Source organism: Streptomyces sp. NPDC026246, assembly GCF_055567995.1.
In genome coordinates, this window is the sequence record NZ_JBVHPJ010000008.1 from 150,471 (window position 1) to 175,388 (window position 24,918).

The 24,918-nt window shown below is 71.6% G+C and carries 21 protein-coding genes; 11 read left to right on the plus strand and 10 right to left on the minus strand.

All coding sequences use genetic code 11. The annotated features are described in order from the left end of the window. Positions 1–103: 103 nt before the first annotated feature. Complete coding sequence (locus tag ACZ4M5_RS21265; protein ID WP_467739000.1) at positions 104–937, plus strand: HAD family hydrolase; 834 nt, start codon at positions 104–106, stop codon at positions 935–937. Between the two features lie 369 nt (positions 938–1,306). On the opposite strand, the gene ACZ4M5_RS21270 is transcribed toward ACZ4M5_RS21265, so the two are convergent. Further along, positions 1,307–2,128 (minus strand): Fic family protein, encoded by an 822-nt coding sequence (locus tag ACZ4M5_RS21270; protein ID WP_467739002.1) that lies wholly within the window; start codon positions 2,126–2,128, stop codon positions 1,307–1,309. Positions 2,129–2,218: 90 nt separating this feature from the next. Further along, positions 2,219–3,484, minus strand: coding sequence for a polysaccharide deacetylase family protein (locus ACZ4M5_RS21275; protein WP_467739004.1), 1,266 nt, complete (start codon positions 3,482–3,484; stop codon positions 2,219–2,221). 292 nt (positions 3,485–3,776) lie between these two features. Between ACZ4M5_RS21275 and ACZ4M5_RS21280 the strand changes: the two genes are divergently transcribed. The 6 genes from ACZ4M5_RS21280 to ACZ4M5_RS21305 all read left to right on the plus strand — a co-directional run bounded on the left by ACZ4M5_RS21280 (position 3,777) and on the right by ACZ4M5_RS21305 (position 12,017). Further along, positions 3,777–6,173 (plus strand): bifunctional SulP family inorganic anion transporter/carbonic anhydrase, encoded by a 2,397-nt coding sequence (locus ACZ4M5_RS21280; RefSeq protein WP_467739006.1) that lies wholly within the window; start codon positions 3,777–3,779, stop codon positions 6,171–6,173. 395 nt (positions 6,174–6,568) lie between these two features. After that, positions 6,569–8,524, plus strand: coding sequence for an acetate--CoA ligase (gene acs / locus ACZ4M5_RS21285; RefSeq protein ID WP_467739008.1), 1,956 nt, complete (start codon positions 6,569–6,571; stop codon positions 8,522–8,524). A 200-nt stretch (positions 8,525–8,724) separates the two neighbouring features. After that, a complete protein-coding gene (gene nhaA / locus ACZ4M5_RS21290; protein WP_467739010.1) occupies positions 8,725–10,161 on the plus strand; it encodes a Na+/H+ antiporter NhaA in 1,437 nt (478 codons plus the stop codon). Positions 10,162–10,281: 120 nt separating this feature from the next. Then, positions 10,282–10,770 (plus strand): phage holin family protein, encoded by a 489-nt coding sequence (locus ACZ4M5_RS21295; RefSeq protein WP_467739012.1) that lies wholly within the window; start codon positions 10,282–10,284, stop codon positions 10,768–10,770. Continuing rightward, complete coding sequence (locus tag ACZ4M5_RS21300; RefSeq protein ID WP_467739014.1) at positions 10,767–11,705, plus strand: alpha/beta fold hydrolase; 939 nt, start codon at positions 10,767–10,769, stop codon at positions 11,703–11,705. The genes ACZ4M5_RS21295 and ACZ4M5_RS21300 overlap by 4 nt, the downstream gene beginning before the upstream one ends. Before the next feature lie 129 nt (positions 11,706–11,834). Further along, positions 11,835–12,017, plus strand: a complete 183-nt coding sequence (locus ACZ4M5_RS21305; RefSeq protein ID WP_333932212.1) for a hypothetical protein — start codon at positions 11,835–11,837, stop codon at positions 12,015–12,017. 47 nt (positions 12,018–12,064) lie between these two features. Here ACZ4M5_RS21305 and ACZ4M5_RS21310 read toward each other — a convergent pair whose 3' ends face one another. The 3 genes from ACZ4M5_RS21310 to nth all read right to left on the minus strand — a co-directional run bounded on the left by ACZ4M5_RS21310 (position 12,065) and on the right by nth (position 15,261). Beyond that, positions 12,065–13,264: a MarP family serine protease gene (locus ACZ4M5_RS21310; RefSeq protein WP_467739017.1), complete on the minus strand. Its 1,200-nt coding sequence runs from the start codon at positions 13,262–13,264 to the stop codon at positions 12,065–12,067. Between the two features lie 13 nt (positions 13,265–13,277). Beyond that, positions 13,278–13,973, minus strand: coding sequence for an NUDIX hydrolase (locus ACZ4M5_RS21315; RefSeq protein ID WP_467739019.1), 696 nt, complete (start codon positions 13,971–13,973; stop codon positions 13,278–13,280). Positions 13,974–14,151: 178 nt separating this feature from the next. Continuing rightward, entirely contained in the window at positions 14,152–15,261 is a 1,110-nt protein-coding gene (gene nth / locus ACZ4M5_RS21320) for an endonuclease III (protein WP_467739021.1), read from the minus strand. A 335-nt stretch (positions 15,262–15,596) separates the two neighbouring features. Between nth and ACZ4M5_RS21325 the strand changes: the two genes are divergently transcribed. After that, positions 15,597–16,271 (plus strand): Crp/Fnr family transcriptional regulator, encoded by a 675-nt coding sequence (locus ACZ4M5_RS21325; protein WP_369198385.1) that lies wholly within the window; start codon positions 15,597–15,599, stop codon positions 16,269–16,271. 110 nt (positions 16,272–16,381) lie between these two features. On the opposite strand, the gene ACZ4M5_RS21330 is transcribed toward ACZ4M5_RS21325, so the two are convergent. The 4 genes from ACZ4M5_RS21330 to ACZ4M5_RS21345 all read right to left on the minus strand — a co-directional run bounded on the left by ACZ4M5_RS21330 (position 16,382) and on the right by ACZ4M5_RS21345 (position 18,800). Then, on the minus strand, positions 16,382–17,224 hold the full coding sequence (locus tag ACZ4M5_RS21330; RefSeq protein WP_467739024.1) for an MBL fold metallo-hydrolase: 843 nt from the start codon (positions 17,222–17,224) through the stop codon (positions 16,382–16,384). Continuing rightward, positions 17,221–18,099, minus strand: a complete 879-nt coding sequence (locus tag ACZ4M5_RS21335) for an NUDIX hydrolase (protein ID WP_467739026.1) — start codon at positions 18,097–18,099, stop codon at positions 17,221–17,223. Before ACZ4M5_RS21335 ends, ACZ4M5_RS21330 begins: the two co-directional genes overlap by 4 nt. An 81-nt stretch (positions 18,100–18,180) precedes the next feature. Beyond that, positions 18,181–18,642, minus strand: a complete 462-nt coding sequence (locus tag ACZ4M5_RS21340; protein ID WP_467739028.1) for a RidA family protein — start codon at positions 18,640–18,642, stop codon at positions 18,181–18,183. Next, positions 18,642–18,800, minus strand: coding sequence for a DUF4177 domain-containing protein (locus tag ACZ4M5_RS21345; RefSeq protein ID WP_003991873.1), 159 nt, complete (start codon positions 18,798–18,800; stop codon positions 18,642–18,644). Before ACZ4M5_RS21345 ends, ACZ4M5_RS21340 begins: the two co-directional genes overlap by 1 nt. 117 nt (positions 18,801–18,917) lie before the next feature. Between ACZ4M5_RS21345 and bagA the strand changes: the two genes are divergently transcribed. Together bagA and bagB are read left to right on the plus strand one after the other, a co-directional pair. Continuing rightward, entirely contained in the window at positions 18,918–19,895 is a 978-nt protein-coding gene (bagA, locus tag ACZ4M5_RS21350; protein WP_467739030.1) for an ATPase BagA, read from the plus strand. 64 nt (positions 19,896–19,959) lie between these two features. Continuing rightward, positions 19,960–21,411 carry an ATPase BagB gene (gene bagB / locus ACZ4M5_RS21355; protein WP_467739032.1) on the plus strand — a complete coding sequence of 484 codons (1,452 nt, stop codon included), beginning with the start codon at positions 19,960–19,962 and terminating at the stop codon, positions 21,409–21,411. A 306-nt stretch (positions 21,412–21,717) separates the two neighbouring features. Here bagB and wblA read toward each other — a convergent pair whose 3' ends face one another. Then, positions 21,718–22,056, minus strand: a complete 339-nt coding sequence (wblA, locus tag ACZ4M5_RS21360) for a transcriptional regulator WblA (protein WP_333932195.1) — start codon at positions 22,054–22,056, stop codon at positions 21,718–21,720. A 406-nt stretch (positions 22,057–22,462) separates the two neighbouring features. On the opposite strand from wblA, the gene ACZ4M5_RS21365 reads away from it, so the two are divergent. After that, complete coding sequence (locus tag ACZ4M5_RS21365; RefSeq protein ID WP_467739034.1) at positions 22,463–24,781, plus strand: transglycosylase domain-containing protein; 2,319 nt, start codon at positions 22,463–22,465, stop codon at positions 24,779–24,781. Positions 24,782–24,918: the final 137 nt, after the last annotated feature.

The window sequence follows — 24,918 nt, forward strand, 5'->3', positions numbered from 1 at the left end:
CCGGGTTAGCACGGTCGCGAACGATCCGTGACTTCCATGGTGTACCCGAGAGCCCTCTCAGGCAAACCCACGCGCCACACCTTACGCCGAATGGGCTGCCCCTATGCTCAAGGGCGTGGAAAACCACTCCTTGCCCCGCACAGCGGCCTTCTTTGACCTGGACAAGACGGTCATTGCGAAGTCGAGCACGCTCACCTTCAGCAAGTCGTTCTACCAAGGCGGTCTGATCAACCGCAGGGCCGTCTTGCGGACCGCGTACTCCCAGTTCGTCTTCCTGGCCGGCGGCGCCGACCACGAACAGATGGAGCGCATGCGCGCCTACCTGTCCGCGCTGTGCCGCGGCTGGAACGTCCAGCAGGTCAAGGAGATCGTCGCCGAGACGCTGCACGACCTGATCGACCCGATCATCTACGACGAGGCCGCCTCCCTCATCGAGGGGCACCACACCGCCGGCCGCGACGTGGTGATCGTGTCCACGTCGGGCGCGGAGGTGGTCGAGCCGATCGGTGAACTCCTCGGCGCCGACCGGGTGGTGGCCACCCGCATGGTCGTCGGTGAGGACGGCTGCTTCACCGGCGAGGTGGAGTACTACGCGTACGGCCCCACGAAGGCGGAGGCCGTCCGGGAGCTGGCCGCCTCCGAGGGGTACGACCTCAGCCGCTGCTACGCCTACAGCGACTCGGCCACGGACGTACCGATGCTGGAGTCCGTCGGCCATCCCTATGCCGTGAACCCGGACCGGGCGCTGCGCCGCGAGGCCCTCGCGCGGGGCTGGCCGATCCTGGACTTCCACCGTCCGGTGCGGCTCAAGCAGCGCATGCCCGCCTTCTCGGTGCCGCCGCGTCCGGCGCTCGTCGCGATCGCCGCGATAGGCGCGGCGGCGGCGACCGCGGGACTCGTCTGGTACGCCAGCAGGCGCCGCGCATCGGTCGCCTGATCCACCCCGCACGGACGCCCTGTTTGAACCTAAAAGTAAAGAACTGCGGCCCGGACTTCCGCTACCACCGGGTCAGGAGTACAAAGGATTCAACGGCCCGCGAGACCAAGGACATCCGAAAGGATCACCTTTAACACGCATTTGGCCCCACGGACCGCGCATGAACACCGGGCACCCACGCGACGTCGACCCGTCGATTACGGGCCAGCCGCACCAGGTGACGGGCAAAGTCCCCGGCCTGATGGGCACATATCGAGGACGCTTGGTAACCCGATGGTCATGCCAGCGGCGGTACGAGTTCTCGTACCGCCGCATTTTCGTGTTCCGGACGTTCCGGAGGTTCCGAACGCTCCGGGATGCGCCGCGGCGTCACGCGGCTCCGCGCTGCAGTGCCTCGCACACCGCCGTCGACTCCCGGGCGCCCAGCTCGACCGCCCTGCCGCAGTGGGCGATCCACGCGGCCATTCCCTCCGGAGTGCCGGAGGCGTAGCCGTCGAGCGCCTTCAGGTAGGCGGCGCGGCCCAGTTCGCCGTGACCGACCTCGGCCGGGCAGACGGACTTCGGGTCCAGGCCGCTGCCGACCAGGACGATCCGCTCGGCGGTGCGCGCGACCAGGCCGTTGTGCGAGGTGAAGGGGCGCAGCGCCAGCAGCTCGCCGTGCACCACGGCCGCCGTGACCAGGGCGGGCGCGGAGCCGCCCGCGACGATCAGTTCGGCGAGTCCCTCCAGCCGGCCGTGCGTCTCGGCGGCGCCGGGCAGGGGCAGGCCGACGAGGGGTTCGTCGACCGGCTCGCCCTCCTGGCGGGGGCGGCCCACGTGGTCGGCCTGTGCGGCGTCCGCCACGAGGTGCAGCCGGGCGAGGACCCGCAGCGGTGACTGCCGCCAGATCGACAGCAGCTGGCCCGCCTCCGCGGTGAGCCGCAGGGCGGCGCCCACGGTGCGCGCCTCGGCGTCCCCGCTGAAGTCCGTACGGCGGCGCACCTCCTCCAGGGCCCAGTCCGCACCCGACAGCGCGGCCGAACCGCGGGCACCGCGCAGGGCCGCCTCGGAGGTGATCTCGTTGCTGCGCCGCCGCATGATCCGGTGCCCGTAGACCCGGTCCACGGCCTTGCGCACGGACTCCACGGAATCGGCCACGCCGGGCAACGCGCCCAGGGCCGCGAGCGGATCGGTCGCACCTGCTGTACTCATGAGTACGACCCTACGCATCCCGCGGCCCCGCCCTGCGGCGGAGTGGCCTTCTTCACGCGCGCGTGGAGCGGAGGAAGGCCACCGGGAGGACTAGTCCCTGGCCGCCGGGGCGCCCGGTACGCCCTTCGGCGCCGGAGCCGGGCGGCCCGACAGGAAGGCCTCCCAGCCGCCCTTGGGCGCCTCCCCCACCTTCAGGGTGCGCAGCTTCTCCAGCGTCTTGGGGTCCTGCGCGTCCAGCCAGTCCGCGAGCTGGCGGAACGACACGCAGCGCACCTCCTCCTTGGTGCACACGGTCTCGATGACCTCCTCGACGGCGCGCATGTAGGTGCCGCCGTTCCAGGACTCGAAGTGGTTGCCGATGATCAAGGGCGCGCGGTTGCCGTCGTACGCCCTCTGGAAGCCCGCGAGGAGCCCGTCGCGCATCTGGTCGCCCCAGAAGTCGTGCATGGCGGGGTTGCCCTGGGTCTTGGTGCCCGACTGGTTGACCATGAAGTTGTAGTCCATGGTGAGCTGCTCGAAGGAGTGGCCGGGGAACGGCACGAGCTGCATGGACAGGTCCCACAGGCCCTGCTTCCGCTTGGGCCAGACCTGGTCGTTGACGCCGCTGGTGTCGTAGCGGAAGCCCAGGTCGCGGGCGGCCCGCATGAAGTTGTGCTGGCCCTCGAGGCAGGGCGTGCGGGCGCCGATCAGCTCCTTGTCGTAGTCGAAGGGCAGCGGGGCCGCGTCCTTCATGCCGGTGCTGGTCTTCCAGGTCTTCACGAACTGCTTGGCCTGGGAGATCTCGTCCTTCCAGTCCTCCACCGACCACTCGCCGACGCCCCCGCCGCTGCCGCAGAAGTGGCCGTTGAAGTGGGTCCCGATCTCGTTGCCCTCCAGCCACGCCAGGCGCAGCTGCTTGGCGGTGGCGGCGATGCCGCTGCGGTCGTTGAAGCCGATGTCGGAGCGGCCCGGGGAGTGCTGGGGCGGCCGGTACCGGTCGCGCTTCTCCTCGGGCAGCATGTACACGCCGCTCAGGAAGTACGTCATGGTCGCCTTGTTCTCCTTGGCGACCTTGCGGAAGTGCGAGAACAGCTTCTGGCTGTCCTCGCCGGCGCCGTCCCACGAGAAGACGACGAACTGCGGCGGCTTCTGGCCCGGGCGCAGCCGCTCGGGGGTGGGCAGGTGCGGCTGGGCGCCGGTGTAGGCGGTGGAGCCGTCCCCGATCAGGCGGACCATGCTCTTCGGGGCCTGGGCGGGCTTCGCCTTGGACGGTTCGGGGTTGCTTTGCCGGGGGGTGCCGGTCCCGCAACCGGCGAGCGATGCGGCGCAGACCGCGGCGATCACGGAGCACACGGCGATCCTGTGGGTGGCGGCCATGTTCCGCCCACCTTCTTCCTTCTCTCGGGTGCCGACAGCGCCGCCAAATTCGCACGACCCGGGGAAGGAATTAGTACGACAAGCCGATCAAATATCCACGCCACTCTTCCGGATGATGCATTCACCCATTTGCCCGGAAAGTCTATGCCCCTCCTTTACTCTGCATTACGATCCGTTTACCGAGCGTTGATTCATCCCGCCGATTCACGCCGTGACCCACGGCCGCGACCGACCCCGCCGGAGCGGGGACCCCAGTCATGCGACCGCGCAGCCCCGGAGGAGACGGGAATCCATGTCAGCCTGCGTCCCCACCCGCGCCGCCGACCCGAACCGGACCGAGTGCACCCATCCACCCCACAGCCCGCCGCCCACCGGCCCCCGCCGCTACCGGATCGCGGGAGCCGACGTGTCGGCCTCGATCGCGGTCTTCCTGATCGCCCTGCCCCTGTCCCTGGGCATCGCCCTCGCCACCGGCGCCCCCCTGCAGGCCGGCCTCGTCGCCGCCGCCGTGGGCGGGCTCGTCGCCGGCCGGCTCGGCGGCTCCGCGCTCCAGGTGAGCGGACCGGCCGCCGGCCTCACCGTCGTCACCGCCGACCTCATCCAGCGCTACGGCTGGCGGACGACCTGCGCCATCACCGTCCTCGCGGGGCTCGCCCAACTCGGTCTGGGCTGCCTGCGCGTGGCCCGGGGCGCCCTCGCCGTCAGCCCCGCCATCGTGCACGGCATGCTCGCCGGCATCGGCGTCACCATCGCCGTCGCCCAGCTGCACATCGTGCTCGGCGGCACTCCGCAGAGCTCCGTGCCGGACAACCTGCGTGCGCTGCCCGCACAGTTGGCGGACATGCGCCCGGCGTCGGTGTCGGTGAGCGTGCTCACCCTGACCCTGCTGCTGCTCTGGCCGAGACTGCCCGGCCGGGCCGGCCGGGTGCTGCGCAAGGTCCCGGCCGCGCTCGTGGCCGTCGCAGGGGCCACCGCGGTCGCCGTGCTCACGGGCCTGCGCCTGCCCAAGGTCGACCTGCCGTCCTGGAGCAACCACGCGCTGGCCGGGCTCCCCGAGGGCCCCGTACTGGGCCTCGCCGCCGCCGTGCTCACGACGACCCTGGTGTGCAGCGTGCAGTCGCTGCTCGGCGCGGTCGCCGTGGACAAGCTGGTGGCCGGCCGCCCGGGCCTGCCCGCCCGGGTCGGACGCTCCGACCTCGACCGTGAACTGCTCGGGCAGGGAGCCGCCAACATCGTCTCCGGCTCGCTCGGCGGACTGCCCATCGCCGGTGTCGCGGTGCGCAGCACGGCGAACGTGCACGCGGGGGCGGTGAGCCGGAACTCCACGATGCTGCACGGCGTTCTCGTGGTGTTCGCCGCACTGCTGATGGTCCCGATCCTCGAGTTCATCCCCCTCGCCTCGCTCGCCGCCCTGGTGATGGCCGTCGGCATCCAGATGGTGTCCCTGAACCACATCCGCACGGTGACCCGCCACCGAGAGGTGTGGGTCTACGCCGTGACGACCCTGGGCGTGGTGCTGCTCGGCGTCCTCCAGGGCGTGGCGCTGGGGGTCGCCATGGCCGTCGGCGTCGCCCTGCACCGCCTCACCCGCACCCGCATCACGCACGAGGAGAGGGAAGGAGTCCATCACGTCCACGTCAGAGGGCAGTTGACGTTCCTCGCCGTGCCGCGGCTCAGCCGGGCCCTGCACCTCGTGCCGCACGGTGCCGACGCCGTCGTCGAGCTCGACGGGTCGTTCATGGACCACGCCGCGTACGAGACGCTGCAGGACTGGCAGAAGACGCACACCTCGCAGGGCGGCGGCGTGGAGATCACCGGACGCCATCCCGGCATCCGCATCTCCGAGCCCCAGGACTTCACCGGCTGCCGCTGCCGGCCCTGGACGCCCTGGCGCAATCACCAGTGCGACCGCCCCCGGCCCGCCGGCCCGGAGCAGGAGCGGGACACGGCGGGGAGGACGGACGATTCACAGCCGGAGCCGTCGGGCACGGCGAGCACCGGTGGGGGCAGTGGGCACGAACTGGCGCGCGGCATCAGCGCGTTCCAGCGCAACACCGCACCCCTGGTGCGCAGCGAGCTGGCCCGGCTGGCACGTGAGGGGCAGCGGCCTTCGCAGCTCTTCCTGACCTGCGCCGACTCCCGGTTGGTCACGTCGATGATCACCTCCAGTGGCCCGGGGGATCTGTTCGTGGTGCGCAACGTGGGCAACCTCGTCCCCCGCCCGGGCGAGGAGAGCGGTGACGACTCGGTGGCCGCGGCGATCGAGTACGCCGTGGACGTACTGGGCGTGCGCTCCCTCACCGTGTGCGGACACTCGGGGTGCGGTGCCATGCAGGCCCTGCTCGACGCCGAGCCCGGCGGTGAGCGGACCCCGCTGCAGCGGTGGCTGCGGCACGGCATGCCGAGCCTGGAGCGGATGGGTGACGGGAGCCGGCCCTGGAGCAGACTGGCCGGCCGGATGCCCGAGGACGCGGTCGAGCAACTGTGCCTGACCAACGTCGTCCAGCAGCTGGAGCACCTGCGCGCCCACGAGTCGGTGGCCCGTGCCCTGGACAAGGGGGCGCTGGAGCTGCAGGGCATGTACTTCCACGTGGGCGAGGCGGAGGCGTATCTGCTCACCGAGACGGAGGCCGGTGGCGTCTTCGACCGCGTCCTCGACCGCGTACGGGAGGCGGACGTGACGGCGTGAGCCGGTCGGCACGATGAGCGGGCAGGGCGTGCAGCCGCGTGGCGGGCGCGGCCGCACGCCCTGGCCCCTGGCCCGCCGCCCCGGCACCCTCACCCACGCGCCCCTGCCGTCCCCTCTCCTGCCGCCGCTCGTCGCCTGCCGCCCGGCACGCGGCACTACGCATCCCGGACCCTGCCCCTCGTACCCCGCCGCACCCCGCGCCCCGCGCCCCGCGCCCCGCGTGAACTTTCCCTGGTCGGCGTCCGTGGGTACGGATGACCCCGGTCCCCGGCAGCACCGCCACCAGCACCGTCGACAGGTCTAAACCAATCGGCGGTCGGCCCTTGTCAGCGCACCCCCGGGTCTGATGAGCTGTGGCTTGGGACACAACGGACACCCTGGGAAAGGCAGATGCCGTGAGCAACGAAAGCCTGGCCAACCTCTTGAAGGAGGAGCGACGCTTCTCGCCCCCCGCCGACCTGGCCGCGAACGCCAACGTCACCGCGGAGGCGTACGAACAGGCCAAGGCTGACAGGCTCGGCTTCTGGGCCGAGCAGGCCCGCCGGCTGACCTGGGCCAAGGAGTTCACCGAGATCCTCGACTGGTCGAACCCGCCGTTCGCCAAGTGGTTCAAGGACGGCGAGCTCAACGTCGCCTACAACTGCGTCGACCGGCACGTCGAGGCCGGGTACGGCGACCGCGTCGCCATCCACTTCGAGGGCGAGCCCGGCGACAGCCGCGCCATCACCTACGCCGAGCTCAAGGACGAGGTCTCCAAGGCGGCCAACGCGCTGCTGGAGCTCGGAGTTCAGGCCGGGGACCGGGTCGCGGTCTACATGCCGATGATCCCCGAGACGGCGATCGCGATGCTGGCCTGCGCCCGCATCGGCGCCGCGCACTCGGTCGTGTTCGGCGGCTTCTCCTCCGACGCCCTCGCCACCCGCATCCAGGACGCCGACGCGCGCGTGGTCATCACCTCCGACGGCGGTTACCGCCGCGGCAAGCCGTCCGCGCTGAAGCCGGCCGTGGACGAGGCCGTCGAGAAGGCGGGCAACGTCGAGCACGTCCTGGTCGTGCGCCGCACGGGCCAGGAGGTCGCGTTCACCGAGGGCCGCGACGTGTGGTGGCACGAGCTCGTGGAGCGGCAGAGCGCCGAGCACGCCCCGCAGGCGTTCAGCGCCGAGCACCCGCTGTTCATCCTCTACACCTCGGGCACCACGGGGAAGCCGAAGGGCATCCTGCACACCACCGGCGGCTACCTCACCCAGACCGCCTACACCCACCACGCTGTCTTCGACCTCAAGCCGGAGACCGACGTCTACTGGTGCACCGCCGACGTCGGCTGGGTCACCGGCCACTCGTACATCGTCTACGGCCCGCTGGCCAACGGCGCGACGCAGGTCATGTACGAGGGCACGCCCGACACCCCGCACCAGGGCCGCTTCTGGGAGATCGTGCAGAAGTACGGCGTGACGATCCTCTACACGGCGCCGACCGCGATCCGCACGTTCATGAAGTGGGGCGACGACATCCCCGCCAAGTTCGACCTGTCCAGCCTGCGCGTGCTGGGCTCGGTGGGCGAGCCGATCAACCCCGAGGCGTGGGTCTGGTACCGCAAGAACATCGGCGGCGACCGCACCCCGGTCGTCGACACCTGGTGGCAGACCGAGACCGGCTCGATGATGATCACCCCGCTGCCGGGCGTGACCGCCACCAAGCCCGGCTCGGCGCAGACGCCGCTGCCCGGCATCTCCGCGACGGTCGTCGACGACGAGGCCAACGAGGTGCCGAACGGCGGGGGCGGCTACCTGGTGCTCACCGAGCCCTGGCCGTCGATGCTGCGCACCATCTGGGGCGACGACCAGCGGTTCCTCGACACCTACTGGTCGCGCTTCGAGGGCAAGTACTTCGCCGGTGACGGCGCCAAGAGGGACGACGACGGCGACATCTGGCTGCTGGGCCGGGTCGACGACGTCATGCTCGTCTCCGGGCACAACATCTCCACCACCGAGGTCGAGTCCGCGCTGGTGTCGCACCCCTCGGTCGCCGAGGCGGCCGTGGTCGGCGCGGCGGACGAGACGACCGGGCAGGCGATCGTCGCGTTCGTGATCCTGCGCGGTACGGCCGCCGAGACCGAGGACCTGGTCGGCGAGCTGCGCACGCACGTCGGCAACACCCTCGGGCCGATCGCCAAGCCCAAGCGGATCCTGCCCGTCGCCGAGCTGCCCAAGACACGCTCCGGCAAGATCATGCGCCGGCTGCTGCGGGACGTCGCCGAGAACCGCCAGCTGGGTGACGTGACCACGCTGACGGACTCCACGGTCATGGACCTCATCCAGGCCAAGCTGCCGGCCGCGCCCAGCGAGGACTGACCTGCGCGCAGGCATGGCACGGGCCGCGGAGGGCACCCGGTGAGCGGTACGCCGGGTGCCCTCCGCGCACCTCCACCGCAGATCAAGGGATGCGGGCGACCACTCCCTTAGCTAAGCTAAGAAACACAAGTGCTCCATGGTGCGCCGGGAAGTCTGGTCGGCATGTGTTCCGCCCTGCCCGTCTCCCGGAGGTCCTCCCCGTGACTGCGCCCCGTCCCACCACCACCCGCAAGGTCCTCAGCCGGCTGTCGCTGCCCGAGCGGACCTATGTGGCGGACGCGCTGCGCACCGAGACCGTGGGCGGCGTGCTCCTGCTCGTCGCCGCCGTCGCCGCGCTGCTCTGGGCGAACATCCCGGGCCTGCACGGCAGCTACGAAAGCGTTTCCGACTTCCACTTCGGCCCCGCCGCCCTCGGACTCGATCTCTCGGTCGCGCACTGGGCCGCCGACGGGCTGCTCGCGGTCTTCTTCTTCGTCGCCGGCATCGAACTCAAACGCGAACTCGTCGCGGGCGATCTGCGCGATCCCAAGGCGGCCGCCCTCCCGGTCGTCGCCGCGCTGTGCGGCATGGCCGTACCGGCGCTCGTGTACACGCTCACCAGCCTCGGCGGCGGCGGCTCGCTGGCGGGCTGGGCGGTGCCGACCGCCACGGACATCGCCTTCGCCCTCGCCGTGCTGGCGGTCATCGGCACGTCGCTGCCCAGCGCCCTGCGGGCCTTCCTGCTCACCCTGGCCGTGGTCGACGACCTCTTCGCCATCCTGATCATCGCGGTCTTCTTCACCGACAGCCTGAACTTCGCGGCGCTCGGCGGTGCCGTCGCCGGACTGGTCGTGTTCTGGCTGCTGCTGCGCACCGGGGTGCGCGGCTGGTACGTGTACGTGCCGCTCGCGCTGGTGATCTGGGCGCTGATGTACAACAGCGGCGTCCACGCCACCATCGCCGGTGTCGCCATGGGATTGATGCTGCGCTGCCACCGCCGCGAGGGCGAGGACGTCTCCCCCGGCGAGCACATCGAACACCTCGTGCGGCCCCTGTCGGCGGGGCTGGCCGTGCCGCTGTTCGCGTTGTTCAGCGCGGGCGTCTCCATCTCGGGCGGGGCCCTCGCGGACGTGTTCACCCAGCCGGAGACGCTCGGGGTCGTCCTGGGCCTGGTGGTCGGCAAGGCCCTCGGCATCTTCGGCGGAACCTGGCTGACGGCCCGTTTCACCCGGGCCTCGCTCAGTGACGAACTCGCCTGGGCGGACGTGTTCGCCGTGTCGAGCCTCGCCGGCATCGGCTTCACCGTCTCCCTGCTCATCGGCGAACTCGCCTTCGAGGGCGACGAGGCGATGACCGGCGAGATCAAGGCGGCGGTCCTGATCGGGTCGCTCGTCGCCGCGACACTCGCCACCGTGCTGCTGAAGATACGGAACGCCAAGTACCGCAGCCTGTGCGAGAACGAGAACCGGGACGAGGACGCCGACGGCATCCCGGACGTCTACGAGGAGGACGACCCGGCCTACCACCTGCGGCTCGCCGACATCTACGAGCGCAAGGCCGCAGAGCACCGCCGGATCGCCCGGGAGAAGGCGGCCGCGCGCCACGAGCTTGCCGAAGTGCCGGGCGGGGCAGGCGAGGACCACCACCGTCCGGCATGATCTGACGAGACGGTACAAAAGACGGAACCGTACGCAGTCGGGCCGGACGCACAGGACGACCGTGTGCGGGTCCGGCAGGAGTAGCGGAAATCGGACCGTACGCGAAAGAGGGAGACCGCGATGAGCGCACCCGACGGCAGCCCGGTCGGCGCCGAACGCAGCATCGGCCAGCTGTTCGCCACGGCGACGGCGGAAATGTCGGCGCTGGTGCACGACGAGATCGCGCTGGCGAAGGCGCAGCTCAAGCAGGACGTCAAGCGCGGTGCGACCAGTGGCGGCGCCTTCTCGCTTGCCGGCGCCGTCCTGGTGTTCTCCCTGCCGATGCTGAACTTCGCGCTGGCGTACGGCATCCGGACCTGGTCGGACTGGAACCTCGCCGTCTGCTTCCTGCTGTCCTTCGCCGCGAACGTGCTGGTGGCGGGCGGGCTGGCGCTGATCGGCGTGGTCTTCGCGAAGAAGGCCAAGAAGAGCAAGGGCCCGCAGAAGGTCGCCGCGTCGATGAAGGAGAGCGCGGTCGTCCTGCAGAACGCCAAGCCGCACCCGCGCCCCGAGCTCCCGAAGGACCGGGTCCCCGAGGCCATCGAGGCTGTGGCACGCTCGTCGTCATGACGGACCCCGCCCCGCCCCCGGCTCCCTCGGCCTCGGCCGTCCTCCTGGACGGCCCCTGGAGCCACCGCGACGTCGCCGCCAACGGCGCCCGCTTCCACATCGCCGAGCTGGGCGACGGGCCGCTGGTGCTGCTGCTGCACGGGTTCCCGCAGTTCTGGTGGACCTGGCGGCACCAGCTGGTGGCGCTCGCCGACGCGGGGTTCCGGGCCGTGGCCATGGACCTGCGGGGCGTCGGGGGCAGTGACCGCACGCCGCGCGGTTACGACCCCGCCAACCTCGCGCTCGACGTCACCGGCGTCATCCGCTCCCTCGGCGAGCCCGACGCCGCGCTGGTCGGCCACGACCTGGGCGGATACCTCGCCTGGACGGCCGCCGCGATGCGCCCCAAGCTGGTGCGGCGGCTGGCGGTCGCGTCGATGCCGCATCCGCGGCGCTGGCGCGCCGCCATGCTGCGCGACGTCAAGCAGACCCGTGCCGGTTCACACATCTGGGGGTTCCAGCGCCCCTGGATCCCCGAGCGGCAGCTCACCGCCGACGACGGGGCGCTCGTCGGGGACCTGATCCGCGACTGGTCCGGGCCGCGCCCGCCCGAGGACGAGGCGCTGGAGAACTACCGCCGCGCCATGTGCATCCCCTCCGCGGCGCACTGCGCGGTCGAGCCGTACCGCTGGATGGTGCGCTCCCTGGCCCGGCCCGACGGCATCCAGTACAACCGCCGGATGAAGCGGCCCGTGCGGGTGCCGACGCTGCATCTGCACGGCTCGCTCGACCCCGTGATGCGCACGCGCAGCGCGGCCGGTTCCGGGGAGTACGTCGAAGCCCCGTACCGCTGGCGCCTGTTCGACGGCCTCGGTCACTTCCCGCACGAGGAGGACCCGGTCGCGTTCTCGGCGGAACTCGTCAACTGGCTGCGGGATCCCGAACCCGACCGGTGACCGCCGGGTGGCGCCCGGTACGCCCCGGTCTGAACGCGTGCCCGACGAACGGCCACTTGCCCGGCGCATAGGCCAATTGGCCGCCGCCGAAGCGGTTATGGACCATGGGGCGGGGGCACACGTCCGGGTATGGGCTGGACGCACGACTACAGTGACGCAACCCGCAGTCGCCGCTCGGCGAGCGGTACGAACCCCTACCGGCGAAGCGGCGCACCGCAGATGGTGACCGCCGATCCCCGGGTGGGAATCCCGCGCATCCTCCGCCGGCGGGCCCGGTGGGTCTCCGTACGCCTGCGTCACCCACGCGACTGAGTTGTCACTCGTGTGAGTGACAACCCGGCGGTTCCTCCCCAGGGTGCCTAGAGCGCGCAGCTGTCGCTGTCCACCTGCTGGTCGGCGGTGCGCCCCTTGGTGATGTCCTCGCGGATCTCGTCCACGGTGAGCGCGTACCCCGTCTCGGCGTCGTCGAGGCTCTTGGCGAAGACGACGCCGTAGACCTTGCCGTCGGGGGTGAGCAGCGGGCCGCCGGAGTTGCCCTGGCGGACGGTCGCGTACAGGGAGTAGACGTCGCGGCGGACCGTGCCGCGGTGGTAGATGTCCGGGCCGTTGGCCGTGATGCGTCCGCGCACGCGCGCGGCCCGCACGTCGTACGCCCCGTTCTCCGGGAAGCCCGCGACGATGGCGCTGTCGCCGCTGGTCGCGTCCTTGTCGGTGAACCGCAGCACGGGCGCCTCGAGGTCCGGCACGTCCAGGACGGCGATGTCGCGCCGCCAGTCGTAGAGCACGACCTCGGCGTCGTACTTCCTGCCCTCGCCGCCTATCTGCACGGTCGGCTCGTCGACGCCGCCGACTACGTGCGCGTTGGTCATGACCCGGCGGTCGGCGAAGACGAAGCCGGTGCCTTCCAGGACCTTCCCGCAGCCGGGGGCCGTGCCCATCACCTTGACGATGGAGCGCTGGGCGCGGGTGGCGACCGGGCTGTGCGCCAGCGCCGGGTCGGGCGGCCGGACGTCGGTGATCGGCTCGTTGGAGAACGGGCTGAAGACCTGCGGGAAGCCGTTCTGTGCGAGGACGGAGGAGAAGTCCGCGAACCAGGTGGCCGCCTGGTCGGGCAGCGCCTGCGAGACGCCCAGCAGCACCTTGGAGCTGCGGACCTCCTTGCCGAGCGTGGGCAGGGTGGTGCCCGCGAGGGCCGAGCCGATCAGCCAGGCGACCAGGAGCATCGCCACGACGTTGACCAGGGCGCCGCCCGTGGCGTCCAGCGCCCGGGCCGGGGACCAGGTGATGTGCCGGCGCAGCTTGTTGCCGAGGTGGGTGGTCAGGGCCTGTCCGACGGAGGCGCAGACGATGACCACGACGACCGCGACGACGGCGGCGGTCGTGCTCACCTCCGCCTTGTCCGTCAGCGCGTCCCAGATGACGGGCAGCACGTAGACCGCGACGAGGCCGCCGCCCAGGAAGCCGATCACCGACAGGATGCCGACGACGAACCCCTGGCGGTACCCCACGACCGCGAACCACACGGCGGCGACCAGCAACAAGATGTCCAGCACGTTCACGGAGGCCACCCTGTCATGCGCGCCAGTCGAGCGGGACCTGCTTCTCCCGGTCCCAGGGCCGCTCCCAGCCCGCGAAGTGCATCAGCCGGTCGATGATGCCGGCTGTGAAGCCCCAGACGAGGGCCGATTCGACCATGAATGCCGGACCTCGGTGACCGCTGGGGTGGACAGCGGTGGCCCGGTTCGCCGGATCCGTGAGATCGGCCACGGGGACGGTGAAGACCCGGGCGGTCTCGGCCGGGTCGACCACCCCGACCGGGCTCGGCACCCTCCACCAGCCCAGTACGGGCGTGACGACGAAGCCGCTGACCGGGATGTACAGCCGGGGCAGGACGCCGAACAACTGCACGCCGGACGGGTCGAGGCCGGTCTCCTCCTCGGCTTCGCGCAGAGCGGCGCGCAGCGGGCCGTCACCGGCCGGGTCGCCGTCCTCGGGGTCCAGCGCGCCACCCGGGAAGGAGGGCTGGCCGGCGTGCGAGCGCAGGGAGCTGGCCCGCTCCATCAGCAGCAGCTCGGGTCCGCGCTCGCCCTCCCCGAACAGGACGAGTACGGCGGACTGGCGTCCCGCGCCGTCCTCGGGCGGCAGGAAGCGGCTCAACTGCTGCGGCCGGACCGTCTCGACCGCGTGCACCACGGGGTCCAGCCAGCCGGGCAGGTCCTCCGTGCTCACCGTCACCGGCCCGCCCTGCGTCTCACTCGCGCGCGTCATCGCCACCCCCGTCGTCCTGCCGCTTCCAACGCCCGGTGGCCGGCGGATCGTTCCGCGGACGGCCTTGTTCCACCGATCGGGGAGCTCGTGCGGGGGTGGACAGCGGCGCGCGAGGCGACCGGGCACGCCCCTGGGCTGCCCGGGCCGGCGGTACGGCGGTGCGGGTGGTGCGGGCGGATCATCCGGCCCCCAGCGGCGGCGCCGGTGTGCCGCCCGCGTCGAGGTAGGACTGCGGGGGCCGCAGCCGCTGGCCGGGGAAGCCGCCCTTCTCGTACTTGAGGAGCTTCTTCGCCTTCTCCGGGTCCGTCTCGCCCTCGCCGTAGGCCGGGCACAGCGGGGCGATCGGGCAGGCGCCGCAGGCGGGCTTGCGGGCGTGGCAGATACGGCGGCCGTGCCAGATGACGTGGTGGGACAGGTCCGTCCAGTCGCTCTTGGGGAACAGCGCGCCGACGGCTGCCTCGATCTTGTCCGGGTCGGTCTCGGCGGTCCACCGCCAGCGGCGCACCAGCCGCTGGAAGTGCGTGTCGACGGTGATGCCGGGCCGCCCGAAGGCGTTGCCGAGCACGACGAACGCCGTCTTGCGGCCGACCCCGGGCAGCTTGACCAGGTCCTCCAGCCGGCCGGGCACCTCCCCGCCGAACTCCTCCACCAGGGCCTTCGACAGCCCTATGACCGACTTGGTCTTGGCCCGGAAGAAGCCGGTCGGGCGCAGGATCTCCTCGACCTCCTCGGGGTTGGCGGCGGCCAGGTCCTCCGGGGTGGGGTACCTGGCGAACAGCGCGGGGGTGGTCTGGTTGACGCGCAGGTCCGTGGTCTGCGCCGACAGCACGGTGGCGACGACGAGTTGGAAGGGGTTGTCGAAGTCCAGCTCGGGGTGGGCGTACGGGTAGACCTCGGCCAGCTCGCGGTTGATACGGCGGGCGCGGCGGACCAGGGCCGTGCGCGACTCGTCGCCCGGCGGGTGGACGACCGTTCTCGCGGGAGGGGTGTCCTTGAGACGGGCGGTGGCCTTCTTGGGCGCGACGGCGACCTTCTTCGCGGCCGGCGCCTTCTTCACGGCGGCGGTCTTCCCGACGGCACCGGCCTTCTTGGCGGGCGCCTTCTTGGCGGTGGCCTTCTTCACGGCGGTCTTCTTGGCGGTGGCCTTCCCGGCCGTGGCCTTCTTGGCGGCCGAGGTCTTCTCCGCCACCGGCGCCTGCTCCTTCTCCGCCGCTCGCGTCGCCCTCTTCGCGGGCGCCGCTCCCTTCGCAGCGGGCGTCGTCTCCCCCGAGGCTGCTGTCTTCCTCACCGCCGCCTCCTCTGTCGCTTTCGCCGTTTTCCTACCGCCATCGGGGCTCTGTTCGCCCACAGCGGAATCGCGACGTACCACCACCCGCGCAGCCCCCTCGGCCTGTGCTCTCACCGGCGATTTGGACACCCGGCCAGCCTAAGGCGTGGCACCCTCGCCCGCCCCGGCCCCCGAAGATCGGCGCCCAATTGGACCCCTGCCGCGTACCCCGGGACACGTGTGCGGCATCCTTGTGACAGATCACACTGTTTGGACCGTCCGGCAAAATGGGCACCACGGTCCCCTGGTACGCAGGGGAGCAAGATCCCCTGAGCAGGTCGAAAGGGAGAGAACTCGTGGACGACGTTCTGCGGCGCAATCCGCTCTTCGCGGCGCTCGATGACGAGCAGGCCGCGGAGCTCCGCGCCTCCATGAGTGAGGTGACCCTCGCCCGCGGGGACTCGCTGTTCCACGAGGGCGACCCCGGTGATCGCCTGTACGTGGTCACGGAGGGCAAGGTCAAGCTGCACCGCACGTCGCCCGACGGCCGGGAGAACATGCTGGCCGTGGTCGGCCCCGGCGAGCTGATCGGCGAGCTGTCGCTGTTCGACCCGGGCCCCCGCACGGCGACCGCCACCGCGCTGACCGAGGTGAAGCTGCTCGGCCTCGGCCACCCCGACCTCCAGCCCTGGCTGAACGCCCGCCCCGAGGTGGCCACGGCACTGCTGCGCGCCGTCGCGCGGCGTCTGCGCAAGACCAACGACGCGATGTCCGACCTCGTCTTCTCGGACGTCCCGGGCCGCGTCGCCCGCGCCCTGCTGGACCTGTCCCGCCGGTTCGGCGTGCAGTCCGAGGAGGGCATCCACGTCGTGCACGACCTCACGCAGGAGGAGCTGGCCCAGCTGGTCGGCGCGTCCCGCGAGACGGTCAACAAGGCCCTGGCGGACTTCGCGCAGCGCGGCTGGCTGCGTCTGGAGGCCCGCGCGGTGATCCTCCTGGACGTCGAACGCCTCGCCAAGCGCTCACGCTGAGCGCTGACCCGCCGAGCCGTACGTCATCGGGCCCCGTCCTGCAGGGACGGGGCCCGACGCCGTGTCCCGGGGTGGTGCAGGCGTCCTGCGCGTGAAGGCTGCCCGGCCCCCTAGCCGAGGCGCTGGATGAGGCCGTGTTCCTCCAGGTAGTCCAGCTGGGCGCGGACGGACAGTTCCGCCGCCGGCCACAGGGAGCGGTCCACGTCCGCGTAGACGTGGGCGACCACCTCGGACGGGGTGCGGTGGCCGTCCTCCACGGCCGTCTCCACCTGGGCGAGGCGCTTGGCGCGGTGGGCGAGGTAGTACTCGACGGCACCCTGGGCGTCCTCCAGGACCGGGCCGTGGCCCGGCAGCACCGTGTGGACGCCGTCGTCGACGGTGAGGGACCTCAGGCGGCGCAGGGAGTCCAGGTAGTCGCCGAGGCGGCCGTCGGGGTGGGCCACGACGGTCGTGCCGCGGCCGAGGACGGTGTCGCCGGTCAGGACCGCCCCGTCGGCGGGGATGTGGAAGGACAGGGAGTCGGCGGTGTGTCCGGGGGTCGGCACGACCCGCAGCTCGAGACCGCCGGTGGTGATCACGTCCCCGGCGGTCAGTCCCTCGTCGCCGAGCCGCAGGGCCGGGTCGAGGGCACGCACGCGGGTGCCGGTCAGTTCGGCGAAGCGGGCCGCGCCCTCCGCGTGGTCCGGGTGGCCGTGCGTCAGCAGCGTGAGGGCGACGCGCTTGCCCGCCTGCCCGGCCGTGGCGACGACCCGGCGCAGGTGCCCGTCGTCCAGCGGTCCCGGGTCGACCACGACGGCGAGGTCCGAGTCGGGCTCCGACAGGATCCAGGTGTTGGTGCCGTCCAGGGTCATCGCCGACGCGTTGGGCGCCAGGACGTTGACGGCCCGCGCGGTGGCGGGCCCGGAGAGGACCCCGCCGCGGGGCTGACCGGGCAGGGCTGCGGCGTCCGTCATGCGCTGGCTCCACCCGTCGGGGACGTCGGGACGTGCTTGGTGAACTCGTCGTGTCCCGGCCAGGAGAGCACGATCTCCCCGTCCACCAGGCGCGCGGTGGCCAGCACCGGCGTCAGGTCGCGCTCCGGTGCGGCCGCGAGGGCCTCGGCGGCCGTGCCGTACGCCGTCAGCTGGCGCAGGGTCGCAATCGTCGGCGGCATCATCAGCAACTCGCCCTCGTCGTAACGGGCCGCCGCGTCGCCCGGGGTGATCCACACCGTGCGGTCGGCCTCCGTGGAGGCGTTGCGCGTGCGCTGCCCCTCGGGGAGCGCGGCGACGAAGAACCAGGTGTCGTAGCGCCGGGACTCGAACTCGGGGGTGATCCAGCGCGTCCACGCGCCGAGCAGATCGGAGCGCAGGACGAGGCCGCGGCGGTCGAGGAACTCCGCGAACGACAGCTCCCGGGCGACCAGGGCGGCCCGGTCGGCCTCCCAGCCGGCGCCGGTGGTGTCGCCGACGACCGAGTCGGGCGCCGGGCCGGCGAGCAGCACGCCCGCCTCCTCGTACGTCTCCCGGACGGCCGCGCAGACGATCGCCTGGGCCTCCGCCTCGCCGACGCCGAGCCGCCGGGCCCACCACGCGCGCGTGGGACCCGCCCAGCGGACCTGGTGGTCGTCGTCGCGCGGGTCCACACCGCCGCCCGGGTACGCGTACGCGCCCCCGGCGAAAGCCATGGAGGCGCGTCGGCGCAGCATGTGGACGGCGGGGCCGCTGCCCGTGTCCTTCAGGAGCATGACGGTGGCCGCGCGTTTCGGGGTCACCGGAGTGAGGGTCCCCGCCGCGAGGGCGCGGATGCGGTCCGGCCACTCCGCGGGGTACCACTGACCGTTCGCCATGGGCGCGAGGCTATCCCGTGACGGCCGGATGTTCGAGTGGCCCCCGGGTACGGATCGTGCAGCTCGCAGGGGTGCGGGGTGCTACGCGAGCTCCACCTGGATCTCGACCTCGACCGGGGCGTCCAGGGGCAGCACGGCCACGCCGACGGCGCTGCGCGCGTGCACGCCCTTGTCGCCGAGGACCTCGCCGAGCAGCTCGCTCGCGCCGTTGAGCACCGCGGGCTGGCCCGTGAAGTCGGACGCGGAGGCCACGAACCCGACGACCTTCACCACGCGCGCGATGCGGTCCAGGTCACCGGCGACGGACTTGACGGCGGCCAGGGCGTTCAGCGCACACGTGCGTGCCAGCTCCTTGGCCTCCTCCGCGGTGACCTCGGCGCCGACCTTGCCGGTGACCGGGAGCTTGCCGTCCACCATGGGCAGCTGGCCCGCGGTGTAGACGTACGGGCCGGACTGCACGGCGGGCTGGTACGCGGCGAGCGGCGGGACCACGTCGGGCAGGGCCAGGCCCAGCTCGGCGAGCTTCGCCTCGACGGCGCCCACTACTGCTTCTCCCGCTTCAGGTAGGCCACGAGCTGCTCGGGGTTGTTCGGCCCGGGCACGACCTGGACGAGCTCCCAGCCGTCCTCGCCCCAGGTGTCCAGGATCTGCTTCGTGGCGTGGACGAGCAGCGGCACGGTTGCGTATTCCCACTTGGTCATGCGGCCGACTTTAGCCCGTGTCCGGACGGGCCAGGGCCGCGGTCCCGGGGCGACCCCGCCACCCGTTGTCCACAGCCTGCCGCGTAGCGCGGGCGCGGACTGGTTAGGCTCGAATACGTGAGCAGGCTCCAGGTCGTCAGCGGCAAGGGCGGTACCGGCAAGACCACGGTGGCCGCTGCCCTAGCGCTGGCCCTCGCCACGGAGGGGAAGCGGACGCTTCTCGTCGAGGTCGAGGGCCGCCAGGGCATCGCGCAGCTCTTCGAAACGGAAGCGCTGCCTTATCAGGAGCGGAAGATCGCCGTCGCTCCCGGGGGCGGGGAGGTGTACGCCCTCGCCATCGACCCCGAACAGGCGTTGCTGGACTACCTCCAGATGTTCTACAAGCTGGGCAGCGCGGGACGGGCCCTGAAGAAGCTCGGCGCGATCGACTTCGCCACCACGATCGCGCCCGGCCTGCGGGACGTCCTGCTGACCGGCAAGGCGTGCGAGGCCGTGCGCCGCAAGGAGCGCAGCGGCCGCTTCACGTACGACTACGTGGTCATGGACGCGCCGCCGACCGGCCGCATCACCCGCTTCCTGAACGTCAACGACGAGGTCGCCGGACTCGCCAAGATCGGCCCGATACACAATCAGGCGCAGGCGGTGATGCGAGTGCTGAAGTCGCCGGAGACGGCGGTGCACCTGGTGACGTTGCTGGAGGAGATGCCCGTCCAGGAGACCGCGGACGGCATCGCCGAGCTGCGTTCGGCCCGGCTGCCGGTGGGCCGGGTCATCGTCAACATGGTCCGCCCGGAGGTGCTGGACGCGGCCGACCTGGAACTCGTGGGGGCCGTGGCGCGTTCCACCGTCGCGCGGTCGCTGTCGTCGGCGGGGCTGGGCGGGGCGCGGCGCGGGGGGCACGCGGAGCGGCTGGTGGACCCGCTGCTCGCCCAGGCCGGGGAGTACGCCGAGCGGTACACGCTGGAGCAGGAGCAGCGCGCGGTCCTCACCGAGCTGGGCCTGCCGCTGCACGAACTGCCGCTGTTCGCCGAGGGCATGGACCTGGCGGGGCTGTACGCCCTGGCGCGCGAGCTGCGCGAGCAGGGCGTGTCATGAGCGGGGGCGCATGGTCGAGGGGCGCGCGGTCGAGGTCGGTCACGAGCGGGAAGCAGGGGATGTAATGAGTCGTCCGGACCCGGCCCACACGCACGACCAGGCCCGTCACCGCCTCGCCCCCGCCCGCCCGCTGGACGTCGATCCGCTGCTTCAGGACCCGCAGACCCGGATCGTGGTCTGCTGCGGCTCGGGCGGGGTCGGCAAGACCACGACCGCGGCGGCGCTGGGACTGCGCGCGGCGGAGCGGGGCCGCAAGGTCGTCGTCCTGACCATCGACCCGGCCCGCCGACTGGCCCAGTCCATGGGCATCGACTCGCTGGACAACACCCCGCGCCGGGTCAAGGGCATCGACGACTCGGCGGGCGGCGAGCTGCACGCGATGATGCTGGACATGAAGCGCACCTTCGACGAGATCGTCGAGGCGCACGCGGACCGCGAGCGGGCGGCCGCGATCCTGAACAACCCCTTCTACCAGTCGCTCTCGGCGGGCTTCGCGGGCACGCAGGAGTACATGGCGATGGAGAAGCTCGGGCAGTTGCGCGCCCGGGACGAGTGGGACCTGATCGTCGTCGACACCCCGCCCTCGCGCTCGGCGCTGGACTTCCTGGACGCGCCCAAGCGGCTCGGGTCGTTCCTGGACGGGCGGCTGATCCGGCTGCTGACGGCCCCGGCGAAGCTGGGCGGCCGGGCCGGCATGAAGTTCCTGAACGTCGGGATGTCCATGATGACGGGCACCCTGGGCAAGCTGCTCGGCGGTCAGCTCCTGAAGGACGTCCAGACGTTCGTCTCGGCGATGGACACGACGTTCGGCGGTTTCCGCACCCGCGCGGACGCGACGTACAAGCTGCTGCAGGCGCCCGGGACGGCGTTCCTCGTGGTGGCGGCCCCGGAGCGGGACGCGTTGCGCGAGGCCGCCTACTTCGTGGAGCGGCTGGCCGCGGAGGACATGCCGCTCGCCGGTCTGGTGCTCAACCGGGTCCACGGCAGCGGCGCCGGCGGGCTGTCGGCCGAGCGGGCGCTCGCCGCCGCGGAAAATCTTGAAGAGGCCCGCATTGTGGATCAGGGGGGCGGGAAAGCACTAGTTCGTAACTCCCCCGACGCACAGGACAGTTCAGACTCTCCCACGCCCGGAACCCCAGAACGTGACGTCGCCCCGGCTCCCGAGTCCGGCTCCCCCGCCGAGGACACCGAGAACACCGAGGGTGGCGACGACAGCGAGACCGTCGGGGACGCCGCGCAGGACGAGCAGGCCGTCGACCGGCTCACCGCGGGCCTGCTGAGGCTGCACGCGGACCGGATGCAGCTGCTCTCCCGCGAGCAGCGCACGCGTGACCGCTTCGCCGCGCTCCACCCCGAGGTGGCCGTGACGGAGGTGGCGGCGCTGCCGGGTGACGTGCACGACCTCACGGGACTGCGTGAGATCGGCGACCGGCTCGCGGCAGGCGAGCGGGAACTGCCCGACCCGGCCGCGACGACCGGAACGGAGTCGGAGGACCCGCCCGAGGCGACTGCCTGAGGCCGTCACCGCCGGCACCACCGGCATCGCCGGCGCCCGGGACGACTGCCGGGACCGGCCACGCGGCAGCCCGAAGCGACTGCGTACGGCCGGAAGCGACCGTGTCAGGCCGGAAGTGACCGCGTGAGGCCCGAAGCGACTGCGTGCGGCCGGAAGTGACCGCGTGAGGCCGGTGGCGTGAAGGGCACCGGGCCCCGTGCCGCCGGGTGGCGCCACACCGTGACCGGATGGCGGGAGCCGTCCGCGACCGGTGGTGCGGGCCCCGTGAAGGGCCCTCGACCTCCGGCGGCTCCCGGCGGGAGCCGCTCAGCTCACCGCCGCGTAGTTCTCGTAGACCTCGTCGTCGTCGAGGGGGAGGACACCGCACCCCCGCTCGTACTCCGTACGCGCCGTCTCCAGCAGCCGGCGCCAGGAGGTCACGGTGGGTCGCCTGCGCAGCAGTGCGCGGCGCTCCCGCTCCGTCATGCCTCCCCACACGCCGAACTCGACGCGGTTGTCGAGCGCGTCGGCCAGGCACTCCGTGCGCACCGGGCATCCGGTGCACACCGCCTTGGCCCTGTTCTGCGCTGCTCCCTGAACGAACAGTTCATCCGGATCGGTAGTGCGGCAGGCCGCCTGCGCACTCCAGTCGGTTACCCAGCCCATACCGGCGCCGTCCTCTCCCGAATCGAGGCTCCCCCACGGCGGCAGCGGCATATTCACCGCCGCCAGTTGAGGACGTTACGGAAGGTGGGCACAGCGCAACACCCCCTTCGGGCCCAATCTTGAATGGCCCGAACGGACTATGGGTAAGCGGCAGATCACCCGGGGGAGTGAGCTGGCGACATATGCAACTTTCCCGTCAAAGCGGGACAGTTCAGTTGCGTCACAACGGACGCCGTATGACACACAAGGCGGATTCGGACACGCCCCCACCAGAAAGTCGGGAACATCCGGAACGATTCGGGGTCGCCGGACGTATTGATACGTGACCTCGCTGCTGTGACAGTTGAGAGCAGCTTAGGCCAAGGCATATACGCCTGTCCGGCGAATGAGAACGTAGGCTGCCCTCATGCCAAACAAGCGCTCGGGCGGTGGTCTGTCTCCCACGCAGCAGGCCGCCAAGTTCCTCGGTGTCAGTGTCCTGGCGGGGGCGGTGCTCGCCGGTCTCGCGCTGCCCGCGGTCGGCGCACTGGGGCTGGCGGCGAAAGGATCCGTCGAGAGCTTCGACGAGCTCCCGGCCAACATGAAGACCCCGCCGCTGAGCCAGCGCACCACCATCCTCGACGCCGAGGGCGGCCCGATCGCCACGGTCTACTCGCGCGACCGCACGGTGGTCCCCCTCAAGGACGTCTCGCCGTCCATGCAGAAGGCGATCGTCGCGATCGAGGACTCGCGCTTCTACCAGCACGGCGCCGTCGACCTCAAGGGCGTCCTGCGCGCCCTCAACAAGAACGCGCAGGCAGGCGGCGTCTCCGAGGGCGCCTCCACCCTGACGCAGCAGTACGTGAAGAACGTCTTCATCGAGGAGGCCGGGAACGACCCCACCAAGGTCGCCGAGGCCACCCAGCAGACCATCGGCCGCAAGATCCGCGAGCTCAAGTACGCGATCCAGGTCGAGGAGGAGCTGGGCAAGAAGAAGATCCTCGAGAACTACCTGAACATCACGTTCTTCGGCCAGCAGGCCTACGGCATCGAGGCCGCGTCCCGGCGCTACTTCTCCAAGCCCGCCAAGGACCTGAAACTGAAGGAGTCGGCCCTGCTGGCCGGCATCGTCCAGTCGCCCAGCCGGTACGACCCGGTCAACGACGAGGCGGAGGCCACCAAGCGGCGCAACATCGTGCTGCAGCGCATGGCCGAGGTGGGCGACATCTCCCGCGCCCAGGCCGCCAAGGCCATGGAGGCACCGCTAGGGCTGAAGGTCAGCAAGCCCAAGAACGGCTGCATCACGGCCGTGAAGGGCGCCGGCTTCTTCTGCGACTACGTGCGCGAGGTCTTCCTGACCGACCCGGTCTTCGGCAAGACGAGGAAGCAGCGCGCGAAGGTCTGGAACCAGGGCGGCCTCGTCATCCGCACCACCCTGGACCCGCAGGCCCAGGACGCGGCGCAGGACTCCATCCGGGACCACGTCTACCAGAGCGACGAGGTGGCCACGGCCGCCACGGTGGTCCAGCCGGGCACCGGCAAGATCCTCGCCATGGGCCAGTCGCGTCCGTACGGCGTGAACATCAAGGACGGCGAGACGACCCTCAACCTGTCCGTCGACGACGCCATGGGCGGCGGCATGGGCTACCAGCCCGGTTCGACGTTCAAGCCGATCGTGGCGGCGGCGGCGCTCGAGGACGGGATGCCGGCGAACAAGGTGTACTCCTCGCCGTACCGGATGCCGTACCCGAGCCCCGTCTCGGCCTGCGACGGCAAGCAGTGGATGAACGACCCGGGCAACCCGGCCAGGCTGGAGAACGAGAACGAGTCGGAGGTCGGCCCGTACGACATGCGCGAGGCGACCGCCAAGTCGGTCAACACCTACTACGTGCAGATGATCAGCGACATCGGCATCTGCCCGGTGACGACGATGGCGAAGAAGATGGGCGTCCAGCGCGCCGACGGCGACGAGATGCCGCAGGTGCCGTCCATCGCCCTCGGCACCCAGGAGATGTCCCCGCTGACCATGGCGAACGGGTACGCGACCTTCGCCTCGCGCGGCATGCACTGCACGCCGATCGCCATCGAGGCGGTCAGCCGGCGGGTCGGCGACAAGACGAAGTCGCTCCCGGTGCCGAAGTCGACCTGCTCCCGTGCGATGTCCGAGAAGACCGCCGACACGATCAACGCGCTGCTCAAGGGCGTGGTCGAGGACGGCACCGGCTCGAAGGCGGGCCTCGGCGGCCGTCCCAGCGCGGGCAAGACCGGTACGACGGACGAGCGGTACGCGGCCTGGTTCGTGGGCTACACGCCGAACATGGCCGGCGCGGTGTGGGTCGGCGACCCGGCGCACGAGCGCAAGATGACCGGCATCACCATCGGCGGCCGGTCCTACGGCAAGGTCTTCGGCGGCGAGGTGCCCGGTCCGATCTGGCGCGACATGATGTCCGGCGCGCTGGCGGGCAAGCCCGTCGAGAACTTCAACGACGTCCACATCCCCGGCGGCATCGACCGCGACCGGGACCGGGACCGCGGGGACGACGGCGGTGGCCGTGACGACGGTGGAAACGGTGACGGCAACGGCGGGAACGACGGCCTCATCGGCGGTCTGTTCGGGGGCAACAACAACGGCGGAGGCGGCGGCGGCGACAACCCCTTCCCGACGCCTTCGTTCTCCATCCCGGAGGGCCTCTTCCGCGGCCAAGGCAACGGCGGGGGCAACGGCAACGGAGGCGGTTTCCGCTGACGCGGGCGGCGTCCGCCGGGCGGTGACATGAGCGCGGCCCCCTCTCCACCCGGTGGTGGACAGGGGGCCGCGTCGCGTACGGCCTCAGCACAGGCGTCGGCGTCGGCCGCAGCGCAGGCGCCGGCCTCGGCGTCGGT

What these genes read in the sequence shown, in the direction of transcription:
- ACZ4M5_RS21265 (WP_467739000.1), top strand. Translation starts at nt 104, where the DNA reads ATGCTCAAGGGCGTGGAAAACCACTCCTTGCCCCGCACAGCGGCCTTC.
- ACZ4M5_RS21270 (WP_467739002.1), bottom strand. Translation starts at nt 2,128, where the DNA reads ATGAGTACAGCAGGTGCGACCGATCCGCTCGCGGCCCTGGGCGCGTTG.
- ACZ4M5_RS21275 (WP_467739004.1), bottom strand. Translation starts at nt 3,484, where the DNA reads ATGGCCGCCACCCACAGGATCGCCGTGTGCTCCGTGATCGCCGCGGTC.
- ACZ4M5_RS21280 (WP_467739006.1), top strand. Translation starts at nt 3,777, where the DNA reads ATGTCAGCCTGCGTCCCCACCCGCGCCGCCGACCCGAACCGGACCGAG.
- ACZ4M5_RS21295 (WP_467739012.1), top strand. Translation starts at nt 10,282, where the DNA reads ATGAGCGCACCCGACGGCAGCCCGGTCGGCGCCGAACGCAGCATCGGC.
- ACZ4M5_RS21300 (WP_467739014.1), top strand. Translation starts at nt 10,767, where the DNA reads ATGACGGACCCCGCCCCGCCCCCGGCTCCCTCGGCCTCGGCCGTCCTC.
- ACZ4M5_RS21305 (WP_333932212.1), top strand. Translation starts at nt 11,835, where the DNA reads ATGGGCTGGACGCACGACTACAGTGACGCAACCCGCAGTCGCCGCTCG.
- ACZ4M5_RS21315 (WP_467739019.1), bottom strand. Translation starts at nt 13,973, where the DNA reads ATGACGCGCGCGAGTGAGACGCAGGGCGGGCCGGTGACGGTGAGCACG.
- ACZ4M5_RS21330 (WP_467739024.1), bottom strand. Translation starts at nt 17,224, where the DNA reads ATGACGGACGCCGCAGCCCTGCCCGGTCAGCCCCGCGGCGGGGTCCTC.
- ACZ4M5_RS21335 (WP_467739026.1), bottom strand. Translation starts at nt 18,099, where the DNA reads ATGGCGAACGGTCAGTGGTACCCCGCGGAGTGGCCGGACCGCATCCGC.
- ACZ4M5_RS21345 (WP_003991873.1), bottom strand. Translation starts at nt 18,800, where the DNA reads ATGACCAAGTGGGAATACGCAACCGTGCCGCTGCTCGTCCACGCCACG.
- bagB (WP_467739032.1), top strand. Translation starts at nt 19,960, where the DNA reads ATGAGTCGTCCGGACCCGGCCCACACGCACGACCAGGCCCGTCACCGC.
- wblA (WP_333932195.1), bottom strand. Translation starts at nt 22,056, where the DNA reads ATGGGCTGGGTAACCGACTGGAGTGCGCAGGCGGCCTGCCGCACTACC.
- ACZ4M5_RS21365 (WP_467739034.1), top strand. Translation starts at nt 22,463, where the DNA reads ATGCCAAACAAGCGCTCGGGCGGTGGTCTGTCTCCCACGCAGCAGGCC.